Origin of the sequence: Acetomicrobium hydrogeniformans ATCC BAA-1850, from assembly GCF_000160455.2 — a bacterium.
GTDB lineage: Bacteria > Synergistota > Synergistia > Synergistales > Acetomicrobiaceae > Acetomicrobium > Acetomicrobium thermoterrenum.
The window spans coordinates 1,143,997-1,162,996 of record NZ_ACJX03000001.1 but is presented as its reverse complement, the minus strand read 5'-3'; the positions used below and the strand labels follow the sequence as shown (position 1 = coordinate 1,162,996).

At 47.1% G+C, this 19,000-nt stretch carries 18 protein-coding genes and 1 riboswitch; of the genes, 4 read left to right on the top strand and 14 right to left on the bottom strand.

What is annotated here, in order from left to right:
- Positions 1–110: 110 nt before the first annotated feature.
- The 8 genes from HMPREF1705_RS05595 to HMPREF1705_RS05560 form a co-directional block, all read right to left on the bottom strand.
- Positions 111–641 (bottom strand): nitroreductase family protein, encoded by a 531-nt coding sequence (locus tag HMPREF1705_RS05595; protein ID WP_057940779.1) that lies wholly within the window; start codon positions 639–641, stop codon positions 111–113.
- 103 nt (positions 642–744) lie between these two features.
- On the bottom strand, positions 745–1,527 hold the full coding sequence (locus tag HMPREF1705_RS05590) for an ATP-binding protein (protein ID WP_057940778.1): 783 nt from the start codon (positions 1,525–1,527) through the stop codon (positions 745–747).
- 54 nt (positions 1,528–1,581) lie between these two features.
- Entirely contained in the window at positions 1,582–2,466 is an 885-nt protein-coding gene (sdaAA, locus tag HMPREF1705_RS05585) for an L-serine ammonia-lyase, iron-sulfur-dependent, subunit alpha (protein WP_057940777.1), read from the bottom strand.
- A complete protein-coding gene (gene sdaAB, locus HMPREF1705_RS05580) occupies positions 2,463–3,137 on the bottom strand; it encodes an L-serine ammonia-lyase, iron-sulfur-dependent subunit beta (RefSeq protein ID WP_057940776.1) in 675 nt (224 codons plus the stop codon). Before sdaAB ends, sdaAA begins: the two co-directional genes overlap by 4 nt.
- Before the next feature lie 166 nt (positions 3,138–3,303).
- Positions 3,304–5,232 (bottom strand): TonB-dependent receptor, encoded by a 1,929-nt coding sequence (locus HMPREF1705_RS05575; RefSeq protein ID WP_057940775.1) that lies wholly within the window; start codon positions 5,230–5,232, stop codon positions 3,304–3,306.
- Positions 5,233–5,340: 108 nt separating this feature from the next.
- A riboswitch (cobalamin riboswitch) is annotated at positions 5,341–5,501 on the bottom strand.
- A 96-nt stretch (positions 5,502–5,597) separates the two neighbouring features.
- Complete coding sequence (locus HMPREF1705_RS05570) at positions 5,598–6,515, bottom strand: glycine betaine ABC transporter substrate-binding protein (protein ID WP_057940774.1); 918 nt, start codon at positions 6,513–6,515, stop codon at positions 5,598–5,600.
- A gap of 14 nt (positions 6,516–6,529) precedes the next feature.
- Positions 6,530–7,195, bottom strand: a complete 666-nt coding sequence (locus HMPREF1705_RS05565) for an ABC transporter permease (RefSeq protein WP_187366928.1) — start codon at positions 7,193–7,195, stop codon at positions 6,530–6,532.
- A 14-nt stretch (positions 7,196–7,209) separates the two neighbouring features.
- Entirely contained in the window at positions 7,210–8,319 is a 1,110-nt protein-coding gene (locus tag HMPREF1705_RS05560; protein WP_057940773.1) for an ABC transporter ATP-binding protein, read from the bottom strand.
- Between the two features lie 229 nt (positions 8,320–8,548).
- Here HMPREF1705_RS05560 and HMPREF1705_RS05555 point away from each other — a divergent pair, with 229 nt between their 5' ends.
- Positions 8,549–8,881 carry a hypothetical protein gene (locus HMPREF1705_RS05555; protein WP_057940772.1) on the top strand — a complete coding sequence of 111 codons (333 nt, stop codon included), beginning with the start codon at positions 8,549–8,551 and terminating at the stop codon, positions 8,879–8,881.
- Positions 8,874–9,017, top strand: a complete 144-nt coding sequence (locus HMPREF1705_RS10820) for a hypothetical protein (RefSeq protein ID WP_370739594.1) — start codon at positions 8,874–8,876, stop codon at positions 9,015–9,017. Before HMPREF1705_RS05555 ends, HMPREF1705_RS10820 begins: the two co-directional genes overlap by 8 nt.
- Before the next feature lie 158 nt (positions 9,018–9,175).
- Here the strand turns inward: HMPREF1705_RS10820 and ilvB are convergent, their stop codons facing one another.
- From ilvB to HMPREF1705_RS05525, 6 genes are all read right to left on the bottom strand, one after another.
- A complete protein-coding gene (gene ilvB / locus HMPREF1705_RS05550; protein WP_057940771.1) occupies positions 9,176–10,840 on the bottom strand; it encodes a biosynthetic-type acetolactate synthase large subunit in 1,665 nt (554 codons plus the stop codon).
- A 5-nt stretch (positions 10,841–10,845) separates the two neighbouring features.
- Positions 10,846–11,985, bottom strand: coding sequence for an isocitrate/isopropylmalate dehydrogenase family protein (locus HMPREF1705_RS05545; RefSeq protein WP_057940770.1), 1,140 nt, complete (start codon positions 11,983–11,985; stop codon positions 10,846–10,848).
- Between the two features lie 24 nt (positions 11,986–12,009).
- Positions 12,010–13,569, bottom strand: coding sequence for a 2-isopropylmalate synthase (locus HMPREF1705_RS05540; protein ID WP_057940769.1), 1,560 nt, complete (start codon positions 13,567–13,569; stop codon positions 12,010–12,012).
- 18 nt (positions 13,570–13,587) lie between these two features.
- The gene (gene ilvC / locus HMPREF1705_RS05535) at positions 13,588–14,598 is read right to left on the bottom strand and encodes a ketol-acid reductoisomerase (protein WP_057940768.1); all 1,011 of its coding nucleotides are present in this window, start codon (positions 14,596–14,598) and stop codon (positions 13,588–13,590) included.
- A 35-nt stretch (positions 14,599–14,633) separates the two neighbouring features.
- On the bottom strand, positions 14,634–15,161 hold the full coding sequence (ilvN, locus tag HMPREF1705_RS05530; protein WP_057940767.1) for an acetolactate synthase small subunit: 528 nt from the start codon (positions 15,159–15,161) through the stop codon (positions 14,634–14,636).
- Between the two features lie 297 nt (positions 15,162–15,458).
- On the bottom strand, positions 15,459–16,235 hold the full coding sequence (locus tag HMPREF1705_RS05525; protein ID WP_057940766.1) for an Mrp/NBP35 family ATP-binding protein: 777 nt from the start codon (positions 16,233–16,235) through the stop codon (positions 15,459–15,461).
- Positions 16,236–16,588: 353 nt separating this feature from the next.
- On the opposite strand from HMPREF1705_RS05525, the gene HMPREF1705_RS05520 reads away from it, so the two are divergent.
- Together HMPREF1705_RS05520 and larC2 are read left to right on the top strand one after the other, a co-directional pair.
- Positions 16,589–18,379, top strand: coding sequence for a hypothetical protein (locus HMPREF1705_RS05520; protein WP_057940765.1), 1,791 nt, complete (start codon positions 16,589–16,591; stop codon positions 18,377–18,379).
- Between the two features lie 29 nt (positions 18,380–18,408).
- Positions 18,409–18,942, top strand: a complete 534-nt coding sequence (larC2, locus tag HMPREF1705_RS05515) for a nickel pincer cofactor biosynthesis protein LarC2 (protein ID WP_057940764.1) — start codon at positions 18,409–18,411, stop codon at positions 18,940–18,942.
- Positions 18,943–19,000 lie beyond the last annotated feature (58 nt).

The window sequence follows — 19,000 nt, the reverse complement described above, 5'->3', positions numbered from 1 at the left end:
GGAAAGATGGGACTGTCAACAATAAAGAAGCGACGGCGTAGCTAAAAGTCCGTCGCTTATGAATCATATTTTAACATATTTTTACCTTTTTCACCTCGAGGGATGGTATTTTACCATTTGTTGTGATGAACCCTTTGGTTGTCGTAACCACTATGGGGTTCCTTGCTTTCTGCAGGATACCCTATGGCAGCTATACCTAACACGTTGATATGTTGAGGTATCCCCAAAACCTTCCTTATAGCTTCTGGACGACCAGGGGAGTTATTGACGCCAAGCCACACCGATCCAAGCCCCAATGCCTGCGATGCCAGCAGGATGTTTTGCATAGCAGCTGAACAATCCTCTTCCCAATACCGTTTTGCAAAATCGCTGATGGAGGGATCGCCACAGACGACGACGGCAAGTCCTGCTTCATGAAGCATCTTTCCGTAAGGATGAGCCTCAGCCAATGCATCGAGCAACGATCTTTCGTCCACGACGACGAAATGCCAGGGCCTCGTGCCTCCCGCCGTAGGGGCTGCCTGTGCGCATTCCAAAATTATCTCCAATTTTTCCGGTTCAACCTTTCTATCCTTTTGAAACTTCCTTATGCTCCTTCTGCCCAAGATAACCTGTATAGCGCGATCTTCTCGCAAAGACATCGCAAACACCTCCTGAACAAAATTTTGTCGATCCTCAAATGGGCTACAGATGATAATTATACTGCACTTTTTAAGGACCAACTTTCAAGGCAAAGCAACAGCCTCAGGATCCAATTGCATTGGTCTTTTCCGATATCGCCTCGAAACAAGATCGCAGAAAAGGCACAAATCCCGGAAGCAAAGGAACCGCATCGCCTTTCAAGTTAGAGGCGGCAATCCTTTTGTCTCGAGGAAAAAATGCTACGGTTTCTACCCCTGTGGACTCAAGCGATGCCTTGACGTCTTCAATTACATCATCATCGGCCATATTGACAACCGCCACCATCGGGCGATCCACTTCCTTTGCCAAATCGCTCATAAACTTGACCATTTCCAATGATTCGTGGGAGGGCTCAAGAACTACAAGGAAAATATCGGCGCTTCGCCAAATGCCGCGCCCGATATGTTCTATGCCTGCCTCGCAGTCCACCAAAATCCACCATCCGGGAGCATGCAGCCTCGCAAGAAACCCCTTCTCCAGCGCTCCCATGGGACAGGCGCATCCCTCGTCGGGTTGGCAAATTTTGCCAATGGCCAAAAAGGCATAATCGTCCCTCCTGCTAACGCAAGTTCGCGGCAAATCGTCAACGTGGATCTTGGCATCCTCGTCGAACCCACTCTTTTTGTTGTCGAAGACAACTTTTTTTACGGCAACCCTTCCTCCCAGATCGTCCATCAACGTGCTCTTGGGAGCACTGAGCCCAAGCATCCTATATAGGCTGCGGTTGCTTTCGTCGGCATCTATTACCAACACTCGCATCCCTTCCGAGGCCAAAAATTTGGCAAACATTGCGGTTATCGTGCTCTTCCCGCTCCCACCGCGACCGCATATAAAAACCTTCGTCATGATTGAAGTGACACCCCCGTTTCTCTTTTATCTCCGGGCTCGATCGAATTTTCTTTAAATTTCGGCCATGGGCGGAACTTCACTGAATATCTTCTTCTCTAATTCCCTGCCCTTCGGCGTTGCCGCCAACCCTCCCTTAGATGTCTCCCTTAAGCTTTCCGGCAAGGCCCTCCCAACTCTCCGCATTGCATCGATGACCTCGTCGGGAGGGATTACGGACCTGATCCCGGCCAAGGCCATGTCGGCACAAAGCGATGCCAGGGAGACCAAGGTGCCGTTTCTTTTTATACAAGGCACCTCCACCAACCCCGCCACGGGATCGCACACCAAACCCATCAAGGATTTTATCGTCAAAACTGCAGCATGGGCCGAGGCCGCAGGACTTCCTCCCTCAAGATAAACCAAAGCTGCCGATCCCATGGCTGCAGCAGCGCCGCACTCGGCCTGACAGCCGCCCTCCGCTCCCGCCAGGGTGGCTCTCTTCTGAATGACCTCGCCAACACCGCCTGCAACGATCAAGGCTTTTACCAGCATATCTCTGGAAGGCCCATACAAATCCCGATAGGCAAATAACAAGCCGGGCAATATACCGCAGCTTCCGGCAGTAGGAGCGGCCACTATGCGCCCCATATTCGCGTTGTACTGAGACACGGAAAGCGCTATGCGAGAGGCCTTGGCTATGAATTTGCCTGAAAGGGGAACATCTCTTTGAGCAATGTACCGCTCAAACCTTTGTGCTTCATCTTCCATCATACGTCCTTTGAAATTCGCATTTATCGCTGAATTTACCGATTGTTCCATAGCATCGAGCATGTACGACATATTTGTGTATATGAGATCCTCGCTCTTTCCGCTTTCACGACTTTCCAGTTCCACTACGGCTTCGTGGAATTCAAGGTCGACTTCACAAAGTTTCAGTATCTCTTCGAAAGACCTCATCTGACATCACTCTCCGGAGAGGGGATAAAGATCACGCGCATCAAGGCCGAATGGGAATTTAAGATCTCATCTTTCGTGCTCTCTTTCAATTCGCCGTCAATTTCTATTACCATTGCAGCCTTGCCTCCGCGCCCCTGTCGATGCAACCGCATTGTAGCTATGTTAAGACCTTTTTCTGCCATTACGCCTGCAACGGCAGCAACTACTCCCGGCTGATCTCTATGAAAGGTTATTATAGCAGCCAAATCTCCACTTAAGGAGATGGAAAAGCCGTCTATCTCCTGAAGCTCTATCACGCCACCGCCCAAGGAAGCTCCCACCAATTCCATTGCCTTGTCTTCTTTATATATGACGAACCTTACCGAATTGGGATGAGCTCCATCGATGGATTCGGCAAAAAAGCGATATTCCAATCCCCTCTGTCGGGCGATCTCAAGGGCATCTCTTATCTTTTCGTCATCGGGCATAAATCCGAGAAGCCCACCGATCAGCGCTTTATCCGTGCCGTGTCCCCAATATGTGGAGGCAAAACTGCCTCTTAAAAATATGTCGACTTTATTGACCTCTCCGTTCCATGCTCTTCTGGCAAGCCTGCCCAGCTTGGCCGCACCCGCCGTATGGCTCGAAGAAGGCCCAACCATCACAGGTCCTATTATGTCCAACAACGCCATATTTTTCACCTTCCGCTTAAAGACTGTTCAACCCCTATTCCGTATTGTGAATTTTATCATAAAAAGCCCCCACATTTTGGTTAAAATTATAAAACATAAAGGGCCGCTCAACTTGAGGGGCCCTTTATTGTTGGGACGTTGGACTTTTGTGGGGGCCTAATTTTAGCTAAAACAAATGTTCTAAGGTCAGATATACCCTTCTTTCTGGGCCGATGTACCCTGAAGTGTCAATTATGTACTCTTCATCGAATATATTGTAAGCAGCCAGAGTTATTTTATAGTCTTCCATATCGTATGCCAAAATAGCATCGACAGTAATGAAGTCATCATCTGCCCTATTGTTATGATAAGATTGTAAATTATCTATCTCACGTTGACCATAATAGTGGGCGCTCAAGCTGCCAAACCAGGGGCCGTTGTCGTAATTAAGCTCGCTATAAAGCTCCCATTGAGGAGTGCCACCCTTCCTCCAAGGGTCACTTGAAGTTTGTTTTTCTTCCGGCTTTTGCCAGGTCATTCCGTTAATCCACTTTAGATTAGAAGTAAGCGCTTTTTCAAACTGTCCCTCAATACCCAAGGAGCGAAATTCGGCCAAATTAATATATCTTCCCTTACTACCAATTTGGTCCCACTTAAATTTGTTATCCAATGTCATGTAAAACAAACCTACGTTCCATCTATTATTTGGATCCTTTACGCCTAAATCATAAGTATATCCTTTTTCCGGAAGCAGGTTAGGATTTGGCTCAAGCATAGCATCTTTTGCATACAACTGATACAAGCTTGGCATGGCAAAAAACTTGCCCGCCGTTAAATACCACAGCTTTCCGCTGTCATCCTGTCTATAAAAAGATATTTTCGGGGTAAATTCAGACTCGTCTTTTCCATCATCAACATCCCAATTTTCATATCTTAAACCTATGTCCATGAGCACGTCACCCAACACAAAGGAAAACTGCGTAAAGGGAGCAATGTTATATCGTTCCCCTTTGTAAGAAAATTTGTCTATTGAATAAGTTTTTTTGTCACTATCAACTATCAAACCATCACCATTCGCGGAAAGTTTTTCAAAGCGATAAGCAACTCCCCAGGCAAGCGGCACCTCTCCAATCGAAGATTTTTGAGTAAACTCCAAACCCCAAATGTCTTGGTCATAGTCGTTAGGCAACGGCCTAGTGAAATCAGGTAAGTCATCATCTCCTCCTTGTCCTCCTTGGACATACTCCTTATTAATGAAATGGGCATAGGCTATTACTTCATTTTTAAGGTCTGCATATTTCAGATAAAATCTCTTATAATCGTCCTCTTGTTTATCTATCATAGGGTTACCTGCATCCCACTTTGAATTATAGGAACCGAAATCGGCTCCAAAGCGCCAGTTCCCCCAAGAAAGTGCAATGCTCGCCGAATCTTCGTCATAGTCAAGCGCTTTATAAACTTCATCATCATAATACCTGATAGGCACTTCGCCTTCTTCTCTATGATTGTAGCGAATCCCGACATCAAAGACGTCTCCTTTAATCCCTGCCGAGACGGAATACCTGCGCCAGTCGTTGCTGCCGCCTTCGGCTATGATTGACGTCTTGTACTTATCGGGCGTCTTGGTGATGATGTTAATTACACCCGCTGCAGCCATTGAACCGTAAAGTGCAGATCCGGCACCTTTTATAACTTCGACCCGTTCGACCGATTCCAAGGGGATGGACCTTAAGTCAACATTGAACATATCTGCTCCATAGCTCGCGTTGTAATATGGAACACCATCGACCAGTATTAATATTTCCGTTGCAACGCCCCTCATCCTCAACGAATCATCTTGTGCCCACGAATTTTTCCTTAAAGTGGATATGCCTGGGATCTTATCCAATACCTCGCTTAAAGTCTTAGCTCTGCTTCTTTCGATCTCCTCTGCTGTGATCACATATGTTGCCTGCGGAACCTCATCTAGCGACTCTGCCAGCCTGCTTCCCGTGACAAGCTCCGGGGCAACCGTTACGGGACCTTCCTGAGCCAAAACCTCCCCGCCTAAAAAAGACGACAGATATAGAAAGCTTAAAAACACGATGATCTTTGAAAAACTCAATGACAACTTCATAGACCTACCCTCCAATCAACATATTAGTTATATAAAGCAAAAGGGGCAACCTTCTACGAAAGACAGGTTACCCCTTTTCCCTGCCAGATCACGCCGCCGCATGATGCAAGCATCTCATCGTCTTCGGCCGGTCTTCTGGCTTCCCTTCATCCTACTGTCGCGCCTTCCCACCAAAAGGCAGTGGCAATATGCGATTTCGTCAGGGTTACAGCGGCGGGGCCGCACCGGATTTTCACCGGTTTCCCGTCACCGAAACGATCGTGTTGTTCTTTTTTCGCCTGCTATCTTACCTCTTGCCCCTATAAAAATCAACAGGGGCCCGGTTTTCGTTGCTCGCACAGGCAAACAACATATTTCCGATTAGATTATATGTAGCCTCTCTCCTTCAAGAAACTCCTAGCCACCTCGGCAGCGTCCCTGCCTTCACCGTCTACCATGTAATTCAACTGCTGCATGTCCTCGTCGGTTATCGAATTGGCAAGCCTGTTAAGGACATCTCCTATCTGCGGATATCGCTTTAAAACCTCTCCGTTGACAAGGGGCGCAGCAAAATAGGGCGGAAAGAAATTTTTGTCATCTTTCAATATCTTTAGCTTATGGGCCACAAGCAACCCATCGGTAGCAAAGGCGCTTATGACCTGAACCAGATCGTTGTCTATTGCCGAGTACATGAGACCCGGGTCCATGGCCTTTACTTCTTTGAAGGAATATCCGTAGGCCTTTTTAAATCCCGGGTATCCGTCGGAGCGTTCGGCGAACTCCATGGTACACCCGAATACGAGCCTATCGGCCAATTTGCCGAGGTCGGAGAAAGTTTCAATGCCATTTTCCTTGGCGAACTCCTCCTTCACTGCCAAGGTATAGGTATTGTTGAATCCCCACGGTTTCAGCCATATCAAGTTCCATCTGTCCTCAAATTCTTTCTTTACGATTTCATACACTTCCTGAGGATCGGTCTTCGATTCCATCTGGAGTATATTGACCAATCCGGTCCCCGTGTATTCCACGTAAATATCTATACCATTACTAGCGCTGCCCCTCTTCAAGGCCTCAAAACATACGTTGGTTCCCCCTAAATGCAGCTTCCTTTCGACTTTCAAATCGGTATGCGCCTCGATCAATTCAGCGACCATGTGCCCCACTACCATTTGCTCGGTAAAATTCTTGGAACCAACTACAACCTTCCCTGCCGACTCACCGGCTCCATAGCTTGTGCTGCTAAAACAAAAAACTTGCGATATCGCAAAAAGGACCACAAAAATTGCAAGGGACAACTTTCTCATATGCATCTCCTCCTTTACTTTTTGCTTTTTGCTCTTCTCCTAATTCCCTTAGGCGTAACTAATTTTTCTAAAATATTTAACAAAAAATCTATAACCAAAGTTAAAACCATCGCCGGAACTGCACCGGCAATGATCATCCTGTTGTTGACCATCGAAATTCCTCGATAGATCAGCTGACCCAATCCCCCTGCCCCGATCAAAGCGGCTATCGTCGTAAGGCCTACCGCAGTGACGGCCGATATTCTAATGCCTGCCATTATCACAGGCAAAGCCAACGGAAGCTGCACCATCTTCATCAGTTGCCAGTTCGTCATTCCCATGCCCTTGCCGGCTTCCAGAATGGCCCTATCCACATTTGTCAATCCCGTGTAGGTGTTCTTTATTATAGGAAGGAGCGAATACAAGAAGATCATCACTATGGACGGCTTGGATCCTATCCCAAGTATGGGAATTAAAAAACCCAACAGCGCCAAACTCGGCAAAGCCTGCACAGCGTTGGCAATCCCGACGACTATACCCGCAGCTTTCTCGAACCTCGTTATCGTTATACCCAGCGGAACGGCGACTAAAACGGCGAAAAAGACCGCGATGAACGTCAGATATAGGTGTTGGGTCGTCAATTCCAGAATTTGATCCTGTCTTTCAAGCATGAAACTGATATATTGACTGAAAATACTCATTCCCATCACGCCTTTTAAAAATATCTTTCGCTAAATATGTTTATCAACGAACTTCTCGTTATTAAACCTACCAAAATGCCATTATCATCCGTTACCGGGACAAAACCTATATTTTTTTCGGCCATAAGCTTAATTATATATGATAAAGATTCATTTGGACGAACAGAAATTACATCTTTGGTATATATTTCATCTAAATACTTCTTCTCGCCAAAATGTTCCCTAATATCTCCAGCAGTAGCGATACCCAGAAGTTTGTCGCTTTCATCTACAACCAATATGCTGTTTACCGCATGGCTTTTCATTATCTCCACTGCCTGAGCAAGTGTCCTCCTGGGATGAGCTTTAACGGGATCTTTTATCATGACGTCTTCAGCGGTCATGAGATCAGGAGCGCGCATCAATCTCTTTTTACCTATGAACTCTTCGACGAATCCGTGAGCAGGATTTTTCAACAAGACCTCCGGAGCATCGAATTGTAAAACTATGCCATCTCTCATTATGCATATCCGATCCCCTAATTTAAGAGCTTCGTCAATGTCATGTGTGACGAATACAATGGTTTTTTGAAGCTCCTGTTGCAGGTTGAACAGTTCCTCCTGCAGCTGTTCCCTGGTAATCGGGTCCAAGGCGCTAAAAGGCTCGTCCATTAGAATGATTTCAGGGTCAGAAGCCAAAGCCCTCGCTACGCCAACGCGCTGTTGTTGCCCTCCCGAGAGTTCGCTGGGATATCTGTTCATATAGTCCCTGGGGGGCAATCCCACAAGCTCAAGCAGCTCTTCCACTCTTTTCATTCTTTTGTCCTTTGGCCATTTCTTCAAATAGGGCACCAAGCCGACGTTTTCGGCAACGGTCATGTGCGGAAAGAGTCCTATCTGCTGTATCACATATCCGATATTCCTTCTCAGCTCGATGGGGCTCAGCTTTCCTATGTCCTCTCCGTTTATAAAAATTTTTCCACTTGTGGGCTCTATCAGCCTGTTTATCATCTTCAATGTAGTAGTCTTGCCGCAGCCACTCGGGCCTATAAGAATGGTTATCTCGCCCTTGCGCATTTCAAGGTCGATTTCCTTTAAAACATCTGTATCCCCATACTTTTTGGTGACCTTCTCGAATTTAATCAAATCGATATCACGCTCCCGAAATGACAAAGCATAAGTTCAAGCACAGAAGTGCCTTTTAAGCGAAATATGAATTTCGAAACTTAAACTCTCTTCCCAATAAATTTCAATTAAGCAGATATGCCTTGCGCAATGATTTGTCTAGCAAAGGAGGTGTCTTCCGACTTTCACATCGGTTTAAATATATACGTAAAAAGGCCTCTTTGTCAAAGATATCAGCTCTTGGACCGCGTTGACCTTTTCATGTCAGAAGGTGTGTCTGGCCAGGGCTTGCGCCCTTGACCCGAAGCTGCCTTTCGTATCCGAGTCCACAAGTGGTATCGATATCGGAGCGAAAAAACTTGTTCTCGATATGATATATCAGCGCAACAGGCAACACGGGACCACAATTGTAGTGACCTCCTCCGAGCTCGAAGAAATGCGTGCCATCTGCGATCGTATAGCAATAGTTCACGAAGGAAAAATTGCTGGCATACTTCCCGCTTCAAGCGACAGCTCAGAGTTTGGCCTTCTCCTGATGGGAGCTAAGGCATCAAACGAGGAAGGTGTGATCTCAGTTGGATAGGATAAAAAAATTCATCATTGACATTGGGTGGCCTCGTGCCATCATCGCTTTCTTTTTGTTGGCCCTCTTCGTCATAGCGCCATTCGTAAACGTCCGACTTGACTCTTCCATAAGCGATACCAAGGAGATCTTGTGAGCATACCCGCTCTGCTCCACGGAAGTGACAAATGGATCTTCAGGCGAAACGTCACTTAAGGCATGCTTAAACACCCGATAAGCTCCCACTTATGGCTTGGAGTGGGAGCTTATTTTTTCGATTACGAAGCAATTTGGTTGGCATCAATTTGTGGATTCTCAAGCTTCAAGGATCATTTCGTCCATCCCGCCGCCCGGAGGAACCATCGGGAAGACCTTTTCCTTCGTAGGAACGATGCATTCCACCAATGTAGGCCCATCTTGACTTAATGCCATTTGAAGTGTAGAGCTAATCTCATGAGAACGTTCAATTCGATAACCCTTCACTCCAAACCCGCTTGCTATTTCCACCAGCGAGCGCGACGGCGCTTCATTGGTGGCCGAATACCTTTCGCTCCAAAACAGCTCTTGCCACTGCCTTACCATGCCAAGGCTGGAATTGTTTATGACAATCAGCTTGACGGGCAAATTATATCTGACGCAAGTCTCGAGCTCCTGTACGTTCATCAAAAAACTTCCGTCACCGGAAATACAAAGGACGGGTCGGTCTAAAAGAGCAAAGGCCGGCCCAATTGCAGCAGGAAGGCCGTATCCCATAGTCCCGAGACCTCCGGAAGACAAAAAGGTTCCGGGAAACTTTACTTGCCAGTGAAGGGCAGCCCACATCTGGTTTTGTCCCACTTCAGTCGAGACTATTTGTTGAGGCTCGACCATTTTTCTAAGAGACATCAAAAGGGCGCGAGGAGTTATGTAAGAGTTGTCATCGTCGCATACTTCCTCCTGTTTAAATTTCTCTATGCCTTGGAGCCAGGTGGAACGGTCGCGAGCTTTAATTTCCCCATGCAAACCCGATATAATCTTTCCTGCATCGCCTATCAGAAAGTGGGACGCTCTTATGTTCTTGTTGATTTCCGCAGGATCGACATCGATATGTATGATCTTTGCATTTGGAGCAAAGCGGGTCGCTCTACCCGTCGTCCTGTCGGAAAAACGTGTTCCTACCCCAATGACCAGATCGGCTTCCAGGATCGCCCTATTGGCCGCAGGGCGCCCGTGCATTCCGGCCATGCCCAAGGACAAAAAATTTCCTTCTGGATAGGCGCCTTTGCCCATGAGAGTGGTAGCCACAGGCATCCTGAATTCGTCGATAAAGCTGCTAAATGCTGCGCTTGCTCGGGAGTGTATAACCCCTCCCCCAAGAAGCAACAAGGGCCGTTCGGCTTTATTGATGGCCTCAACCACATCGCCCCACATCGTAAGATCCTCGTTCCTTTCGGGATGATATCCCGGAAATTCTAACTTGGGAGGATAGACAAACTCTCCTTCCTCGTTTTGAACATCCACGGGCAAAACTATCAAAACGGGACCCGGCCTTCCTGTTGTGGCGATGTAAAAGGCCCCACGCACCGCCTTTGGAATTTCAGAAGCGCTTTTTACCAAAAAGCTGTGCTTCACCATTGACATGGAACAGCCAAAGATATCGGCCTCCTGAAATGCATCAGTTCCCATCACCTTCGTAGCTACCTGGCCGGCGATCACTACCACCGGAATGGAATCCATATAGGCCGAAGCCAAAGGAGTCACTATATTAGTAGCACCAGGTCCCGACGTAACGAAACAGACGCCCGGTTTTCCCCTTACCCTCGCATATCCGTCGGCCGCATGCCCTACCGCTTGTTCATGGCGCATCAATACGTGTCTTATCTTTGAATCGTAAAGGGCATCATAAAGCGGAATTACTGTCCCTCCAGGGTATCCGAACACCGTCTCCACGGCCTCTTCTTCCAAGGCCTTAATTATCATCTGTGCCCCTGTCAAGCGCATTTTACTCACATCCTTTGGATAATTGAGGCAACACTGTCTCCGACCTCTGAAGTTGTCGCCTCGCCACCAAGCTCCATAGGATGTCTTTGCCGCGGAAAGGCCCTTAAATATTCCAAAACAGCATTTTTTACGGCTTCGGACGCCTCAACTTGTGTAAGATGTTCAAGCATTAAACTTGCCGACAATATGGCAGCTAAGGGATTTGCCCTTCCTGTACCGGCTATATCGGGCGCAGAACCATGAACCGGCTCGAACATCGATAGGCCATCTCCTATGTTTGCGCTGGGCGACAAACCCAACCCGCCCGTAAGTCCCGCCAGAAGATCGCTTACGATGTCGCCAAACAAATTTGGACATAAGATCACGCCATATCCCGAGGGATCTCTTGCAAGCTGATAACAGAGGGCATCTACATTGACCAGTTTTAGTGATATCCCCTCTTTTGAGGTCTCCTCTTTCGCTATTTCTTCCCAAAGGCCGTACAGCTCTTTCACGGCGTTTGATTTCGTCGCTAGCACTATTTCGCTTGCCTTTCTGCGACGGGCCAAGTTGCAGGCATAGCGCGTAATGCGCCTAACGCCCATTTCCGTAGCCAAAGCCAACTGTGCAGCAAATTTCATGGAAGGATCAACTTTTAGGGAAAGAGCTCCCTTTAACGTATATGAAGGTCTCTTCATATCCACCGTTGCCTCGATCTCTTCATTAGAAAGAAAGCCCAAACCTACGTAAAGGTCTTCGGTGTTTTCTCTGACTACAACTATATCTATGCCCTCTCCCCTTTTCAAAGGCGTAGGAACATTGGGATAGGTCAAGGCAGGCCTCAAATTAACGTATTGATCGAAATAAAACCTCGTCTTCAGCAATATTCCCCGCTCAAGGACACCCGGAGGAACCCTGGGATCTCCTATGGCTCCCTGTAGCAGCGCGCAGCACTGCTGCATCTCTTCCAGCGCTTCGTCCGGCAAGATCTCTCCTGTATTCAAGTAGTGTTCGGCCCCGTAGGGAAATTCCCTCCACTCCACGGAAAAACCAAACGAACTTGCAGCAGTTTCAACGACCTTTCGCGCCTCAGTAATCACGTCTTTCCCTATGCCATCTCCCGGCAAAAGCCCAATACGATACGTCATTTTAGCATCATGAGTCATCTTCCCCACTCCCTCTCCTCGACATTACACCGTGCTCACATACTGTGGAAGGATGTTAATCCCTCTGGCCTCCGCAATTTGGACCAGTCGATTTACGGCGTTTAAATAGGCCTTTATGCTCGCCTCTATGACGTCGGTGCTCGCTCCTCTTCCTTGGGCCAACACGCCCTTCAATTTCACAACTACCACCGCTTCTCCCACTGCATCGGAGCGCTCGCTAACTGCGGAAATCTTGTAGCTGACCAACTCAGGTTCGATGTTTATTATCCTTTTTATCGCCTTGTAAGCTGCATCAACAGGGCCGTTGCCTGTGGCGGCATCGCTCACAGTCCTTTCGCCGTCGGAAATCACCACGGTAGCAGATCCCCTGCCGCCCGCTCCCACATTGACCATGAAATCCCTCAACTCAAAGGTCCTCTTCGTTGCGCCTCCAAGAATTTCGTCCACGACCAAAGCTTCAATATCGCCGTCGCTGACGATGCCCTTTTTATCGCATAAATCCTTGAATAACACGAAGGCCTTTGCCATCTCTTCTTCGTTTAAATGATATCCGAGGCCTTTTATCCTCTCCGAAAAGGCGTGTCTCCCGGAATGCTTTCCCAACACCAATTTAGTGTCGGGAGCTCCTACGTCCTGAGGTCTCATGATCTCGTATGTCCTCTTATCGCACAAGACACCGTGCTGATGTATTCCGGCCTCATGAGAAAAGGCGTTATCTCCTACAACTGCTTTATTGGGAGGTATGGCGAAACCCGTCAATCGCGACACAAGCCTGCTAGTAGGATAAAGGTGAGTAGTGTTTATGTCTGTCTCGGTTCCAAAGTACTCTTTTCTGGTACGCAGGGCCATGACAATTTCTTCCAGTGAAGCGTTGCCGGCGCGTTCGCCTATTCCGTTTATTGTGCACTCTACCTGTCTTGCTCCCGCCTTAACTGCCACCAGGGAATTTGCCACGGCCAAGCCCAAGTCATCATGACAGTGAACCGACCATATTACATCTTCTCTACCTACGCCCTTCATCACCCTAGAAAAGAAATCTCCAAATTCTTCGGGTATGGCGTATCCCACGGTATCGGGCAAGTTTAAAGTGGTTGCCCCGCAATCTGCTGCGACCTTGAAGGCTTCAATCAGAAATTCGGGGTCGGACCTGCTGCCATCCTCTGCGGAAAATTCCACGTCGGCAACGAGGCTTTTGGCATAACTTACAGCGGAACGAATTTCTTCCAACACTTCTTCCCTCGTCATCTTGAGCTTATATTGCATATGGATATCGCTTGTGGCTATGAACACGTGAATGCGCGGACGCTCTCCACATTTTACCGACTCAAAGGCAGCCCTTATGTCTTCTCTTCTTGTCCTAGACAATCCTGCTATTATGGGACCTTTAACCTTTTCAGCTATAAGTCGGACGGCCTCTGCGTCTCCCGGTGAAGCGGCAGGAAAACCGGCTTCTATGATATCCACGCCTAAGGCAGCCAATTGATAGGCAATGTGGAGCTTTTCCTGCGAATTTAAATTTATTCCCGGCGACTGCTCTCCATCTCTAAGCGTCGTATCGAATACTCTCACACGATCGTCACTCATCATTCGACATCTCCTTTTTTAATTTTCCGGAGCTTTTTTGGCATCGAGCCAGGGCATCATCTTTCTAAGTTCAAAGCCGACCCTTTCTATAAGGTGATTTTTCTCCCTCTGCTGCCAAGCTCTCATTTGAGGCCTGTTGCATTGATTTTCAAGTATCCAGTCTTTAGCAAAGCTGCCCTCTTGAATGTTTTTCAAAAGCTCCTTCATCGTCTCTCTGACTTTCGAATCAATAACTTTCTTACCTGCTACCATGTCCCCATATTTGGCCGTATCGCTCACCGAATAGCGCATCCAAGACAGCCCTCCCTCATACATCATGTCCACTATCAGCTTAAGCTCGTTCAAACATTCGAAATAAGCAATTTCCGGCTGATATCCTGCCTCGACCAGGGTATCGAAACCTGCTTTGACCAACTCCGTCACTCCACCGCAGAGGACAGCCTGTTCTCCGAATAGATCCGTTTCCGTCTCCTCGGCAAAAGTTGTCTCAATCAAACCTGCTCGTCCGCAACCTAAAGCACAGGCATAAGCTAAAGCCATCTCTCTGGCCGAACCCGACGCATTCTGATGAACTGCAAATAGCGCAGGAACGCCCTTTCCTTCCTGATAGGTTCTACGCAGCAGATGCCCAGGGCTTTTGGGAGCGACCATGAAGACGTCTACGGTGGAAGGGGGTATGATCTGATGAAAATGAATGGTAAAACCGTGGGCGAAAACCAGCGCTGCTCCATCTTTTAGGTTAGGAGCCACTTGTTCTTTGTAGATTTTAGCCTGGATGTGATCGGGAACGAGAAAGACGACCAGGTCACTCATGGCCACCGCCTCTTTTACATCCCGCACCTCCAAGCCATCCTGGCGTGCCCTTTCTATAGAAGAACTCCCTTTGTGAAGACCAACCACTACGCTCAGACCACTGTCCCGCAAGTTCTGCGCATGGGCATGGCCTTGGCTTCCGTAACCCAATACTGCGACCTTTTTATTAGCCAAAACTTTTATGTCAGCATCTCCGTCATAATAAACCCTTGCCATATTCTATTCCTCCTTAATATTAGTCGTGCAAAATTTTATGCTAGTTTCAATTCATACTCTTCGCATCGGCCTGAAACTTTACCTTCAAATCCTACGCGCTGCATTGCCACGGCTCCGCTTGAAGCTACTTCCAAAATCCCGAAAGGCCTCATGGCAGACAAGAAGGCTTCAACCTTGCCCTTGTCTCCGGTGACCTCGAAGACCAAGGCATCTCCGCCCACATCTACAGCTTTTCCTCGAAAGGCTTCGGCCGTTTGAAGGACATGAGGCCTGATCTCCAATGGAGCCGAAACCTTGATCAACATGATCCAACGTTCCACATAGGGAGCCTGACTCAAATTTCTCACCTCCACTATCTCTATTAATTTATCCAGCTGCTTCACAATCTGGTCGACAACCCTTTCATCGCCTTCTACAACCATGGTAAATCGGGAAAATCCCTCGATATGGCTATGACCCACGCTTAAGCTCTCCACGTTGTATCCTCTTCGTGCTATTAGGGCTGCTATGCGAGAAAGCACTCCGGGGTTGTCCTCAGCTAATACTCCTATAACATATTTCACAATTATCACCTCCTTCATAAGAAAATAAAAAGGTCGGGACCCCTGTAACGCTTACGGGTCCCGACCTTGGAAGCTAAGGGTAATAAGAGCCCTATGCTCCGGGAGGGGACCCGCAGCTTATAATTATTAGAACTAGCACTAGGACCAATTCCATGCATACTACGTCCTGGCGTAACATCTGCGTTTCCCCTCCTTCTAGCGGTAAATTTCTGATCATTCTAATTTGATCGCAGAGACATGTCAAGCAAATAAAATTAACTTGCAATTCAGAATATTTAGGAGCCGCGTCCGTCGCTACTAATATGTTGCGATAGCTAGAAGACTCTGCATCACCTCCGCGTTATCGTAGGTTTCAAGCTTGCCTTTATCTCCAAGTTTGGCAATTGACGGATCTATGGGCAGTCTAGCCAAAATAGGGATGTTATGTTCTTCCAACTCTTCCGAGTGGCTAGAACCGAAGGGCTCCCACGCCTGATGACAGTAAGGACATATGGCATAACTCATATTTTCCACTGCACCTAAAACTGGTATGGACAACATGTTAGCCATGTTCACTGCCTTAATTACAACCATGGCCGAAAGGGACTGGGGTGATGTGACAGCCAAAAAACCATCTAAAGGCAATAGTTGCATGATCGTGAGGGGAGCATCAGAAGTGCCAGGTGGCAAGTCTACCAACAGATAGTCAATCTCTCCCCACATCACATCTTCCCAAAATTGCTTTATAACGTTTGCTACAAGGGGTCCTCTCCATATCACAGGTTTGTAAGGATCATCTAAGAGAAGATTTATGGACATTACGCGGATCCCAAGATTTGGCGAAACCGGTGGAATTAAGCTGGAAAAAGCAGCCTTAGGCATTCCATCCACCCCTAAAAGTTTTGGAATGGATGGCCCTGTGAGGTCTGCGTCCAGAATACCTACCTTAAATCCTTGTCGCTGTAAAGCTACAGCTAACAGAGCAGTAACAGAGCTTTTTCCAACGCCCCCTTTGCCACTTCCTATAGCTAATACATGATCCACTCCCACTTTCTTGGCTTTGGCGATTGGCGCACTATCGTGGTCTTCATTCATAACGAATTCCTCCTTCGTTCCCAATTGATTATCCTGATCCAAACATACATGACTCTCCGTAAGGAAAAAACACAAGAAATTCCTTTTCGTTCCTCATAAAGCAAACGCTGTATATTATACTTTATAGATAATGAATATCAATATCTATATCTATAATACCGAGCGAAGGAACTATTCTTTTGGATTCTCATCACCGGTAAGTTTTCGCATTAACTATTGAATAGAGCCTCCCATATATTGACATAGCAACTCCTCTTGATAAAATCATAAATGAGTATCAATTTCAATATACTTAAAGTTAAGGAAATAACGCAAAGAGATTCGTCAACCAAAGAATAGGAGGTGTAACAGAAATGCAAAAGGAGATAGGTTCAGCAATTATGGCGGCAAATACCTTCGTCGAAAATGAGACCAGCGATCGTCTTGAAGCACTCACGAGAGGACATGGAATGCTCAATCTCGCTGTATATAGTGTAGCTAACGTAGTAGTCAAAGAAATCCTTCAGGGACGCAGCACAAAGCTTTCAGACGCTAACATGGAATATCTACCAGTAGATGCAATAGTAGAAGCTGGGATAAAAGCGGCCAAAGAGGCTGGTGCCGATGCAGCAAACGCTGCCCTCATTGTTGCAGCGTTCTTAAATCTCATGGGAACAGCGTCGAGAGCCGGAGTCCCGGCTGGGAACAGAAAACTTGGTTCGTTGGCCAGGATTAAGGCCGGCGCATCTAGAGCCGGTGTTCAAGCAATACCTATTTCTAAGCTAACTAACAAAGTTTCAGGCTTTCCTGCAGTTAAAGCAATTTACGAAGCTATTGACAAGGGCGAGATATGTCGTTTTAGCGGAGAAGTTGTCCCTCCCTTCGTAGCAGGTGGAGCCGTTTATGGTCATAGCGTTTTAGGAGAGGATATGATTTACGTTGATCTAGCTAAAAAGGGGACGAAAGTAGGAGTGGAAGCCATGTTTAGAGCATATCAAGGTGTTGGCATCAACCCCAACCCATGGCTTTCGGCTGCAATCGCAGCAGCAGCTGTTCTAGAAATAGTTAATCCGGATGGAATGATAGGTCAAGAATATGGCGAATTTTTTGTCCAAGGAACAGGATATCTTGTCGGCAAGGGCGCTGCAGAAGCGGCCGGACTTCCCCCAAAGCTTCATATGCGCGGAACCGGGAAGGAGTACGACACAGCGACGTTAATTGGAGATATGGGAATCATCTTGAAGGATATTGGAGCACCCACCGTTGTCGGAATGATGACCCTTAACGAGATGATAGCGATCTTTCAGGAAGGTCCCATGATTGGCGCAGGATTTGGAGCAGGTCCCGTTAACCCCCCGCTTGCTCATCTTGTAGCTGACTCCATATGTGCTTCCATGAAGCTCCTTGAGACTGGCGGAGATGTCGAGGCAACTGCGGACATGATACGTGACATGAAGCTTAATGAATGGATCGATCCAGAGATTGCCGCAGCTTCGGCAAATATGGTAGCTCACAAAGCAGAGCAACTCACGCGCGGCCCGGTTACAGAGGCAGTCATTAAGGGAACCCAGGGAATTCGTTACAACATGGAGTACCGCATAGCCAAGTACACATGGGATGGCCTCAAGGCAGGCAAGACCCTTGAAGAAATATGCCACGACATAGATCTCAAGAGGCTAACGAAGGTTGAGGAACGTTCGAGCATGATATTCAGCAACTTTTTCAATCGAAAGATATCGATTAAGTTCAACAAGCTAAAGGGGGGAGCCCGCAGAGACCATCCTTTCGCTCAAACCTTCTGGGGGTTCGATGCCGATATAGATGCAGTTGTCACGGTAGATGGCAAGGAGTTTAAGATTGAAGGTTTATCTCATAAAGTAACGCCGGATGTTGTGCTTAATCAAAGAACCGAGTGGACCATCCCCATAACTGTAGCATCAGCAGTGGCTCAGGAGTTAATGTACATTGGTTGCTGCACTGTCAATGCGGTCATACCTGCTGCTGTAGCTGCCGCTTCTGGCAAATTGGATTCAAAAGATGCTGCCAAACAAGCTGTAAAAGGAGCCAACATCACAAACGCTATACCTGGAGCCGAAGAGAAGGCCTATAAAGTGGGCCAGCTTGCAGTGCGTTTAGCGAAAGATATGCAAGATGCAGTTGATTAGGTAAATAACAGCGAAGAAAGGGGATAACAATGCTCCTAATAGTTAACGTAGATAGCATAACAGGGGAGGCATTACCTTATCTGATCGATGGGTTGATGGCTCGCGGTGCCTCAAGCGTTCACGCTATACCAGCCATCACGAAAAAAGGAAGAAGCGAATATATTTTTTTAATCGACTTGCCCAAATCACAACTTGAAGGCATAAGATCTTTTTTATCAATTGAGCTGGACACATTGGGCATGAGAGCTATAGAGCCCGAACATATCCCCTTTCACCCCATCCGCAACGGTATTGTGCGAATAGAATTTCCAAATGGCGAGGGCGATGTCATCAATGTTAATGTGAAGATTTTAGCTGGAACCAATGAAGAGATTCTTCAATGCAAAGCCGAATATGAGGATTTGAAAGCAGCACTAAATAAAATAAATAGGAATAACAAGCACGTATTCTCCTTTAAAGTCCTCAAAGCAGCAGTTGAATTGGCTGTAATGAGCCAAACACAAGTCAATGTATATGGGTATGTGTTCAATTTCGAGGAACCCTACTTTCCCACATCACATTAAGCAAATTAGGAACATAAAGAACAATATACATTACAGCTATGAGATTTTATGTGTGGAA

Excerpts from the sequence above, each read along its gene's own strand:
- sdaAB (WP_057940776.1), bottom strand. The coding sequence starts at position 3,137 with ATGGCGTTGTTGGACATAATAGGACCTGTGATGGTTGGGCCTTCTTCG.
- HMPREF1705_RS05575 (WP_057940775.1), bottom strand. The coding sequence starts at position 5,232 with ATGAAGTTGTCATTGAGTTTTTCAAAGATCATCGTGTTTTTAAGCTTT.
- HMPREF1705_RS05520 (WP_057940765.1), top strand. The coding sequence starts at position 16,589 with ATGCAAAAGGAGATAGGTTCAGCAATTATGGCGGCAAATACCTTCGTC.
- HMPREF1705_RS05595 (WP_057940779.1), bottom strand. The coding sequence starts at position 641 with ATGTCTTTGCGAGAAGATCGCGCTATACAGGTTATCTTGGGCAGAAGG.
- ilvB (WP_057940771.1), bottom strand. The coding sequence starts at position 10,840 with ATGCGCTTGACAGGGGCACAGATGATAATTAAGGCCTTGGAAGAAGAG.
- larC2 (WP_057940764.1), top strand. The coding sequence starts at position 18,409 with ATGCTCCTAATAGTTAACGTAGATAGCATAACAGGGGAGGCATTACCT.
- ilvC (WP_057940768.1), bottom strand. The coding sequence starts at position 14,598 with ATGGCAAGGGTTTATTATGACGGAGATGCTGACATAAAAGTTTTGGCT.
- HMPREF1705_RS05540 (WP_057940769.1), bottom strand. The coding sequence starts at position 13,569 with ATGAGTGACGATCGTGTGAGAGTATTCGATACGACGCTTAGAGATGGA.
- HMPREF1705_RS05590 (WP_057940778.1), bottom strand. The coding sequence starts at position 1,527 with ATGACGAAGGTTTTTATATGCGGTCGCGGTGGGAGCGGGAAGAGCACG.
- HMPREF1705_RS05545 (WP_057940770.1), bottom strand. The coding sequence starts at position 11,985 with ATGACTCATGATGCTAAAATGACGTATCGTATTGGGCTTTTGCCGGGA.
- HMPREF1705_RS05565 (WP_187366928.1), bottom strand. The coding sequence starts at position 7,195 with ATGAGTATTTTCAGTCAATATATCAGTTTCATGCTTGAAAGACAGGAT.
- sdaAA (WP_057940777.1), bottom strand. The coding sequence starts at position 2,466 with ATGAGGTCTTTCGAAGAGATACTGAAACTTTGTGAAGTCGACCTTGAA.
- HMPREF1705_RS05525 (WP_057940766.1), bottom strand. The coding sequence starts at position 16,235 with ATGAATGAAGACCACGATAGTGCGCCAATCGCCAAAGCCAAGAAAGTG.
- HMPREF1705_RS05570 (WP_057940774.1), bottom strand. The coding sequence starts at position 6,515 with ATGAGAAAGTTGTCCCTTGCAATTTTTGTGGTCCTTTTTGCGATATCG.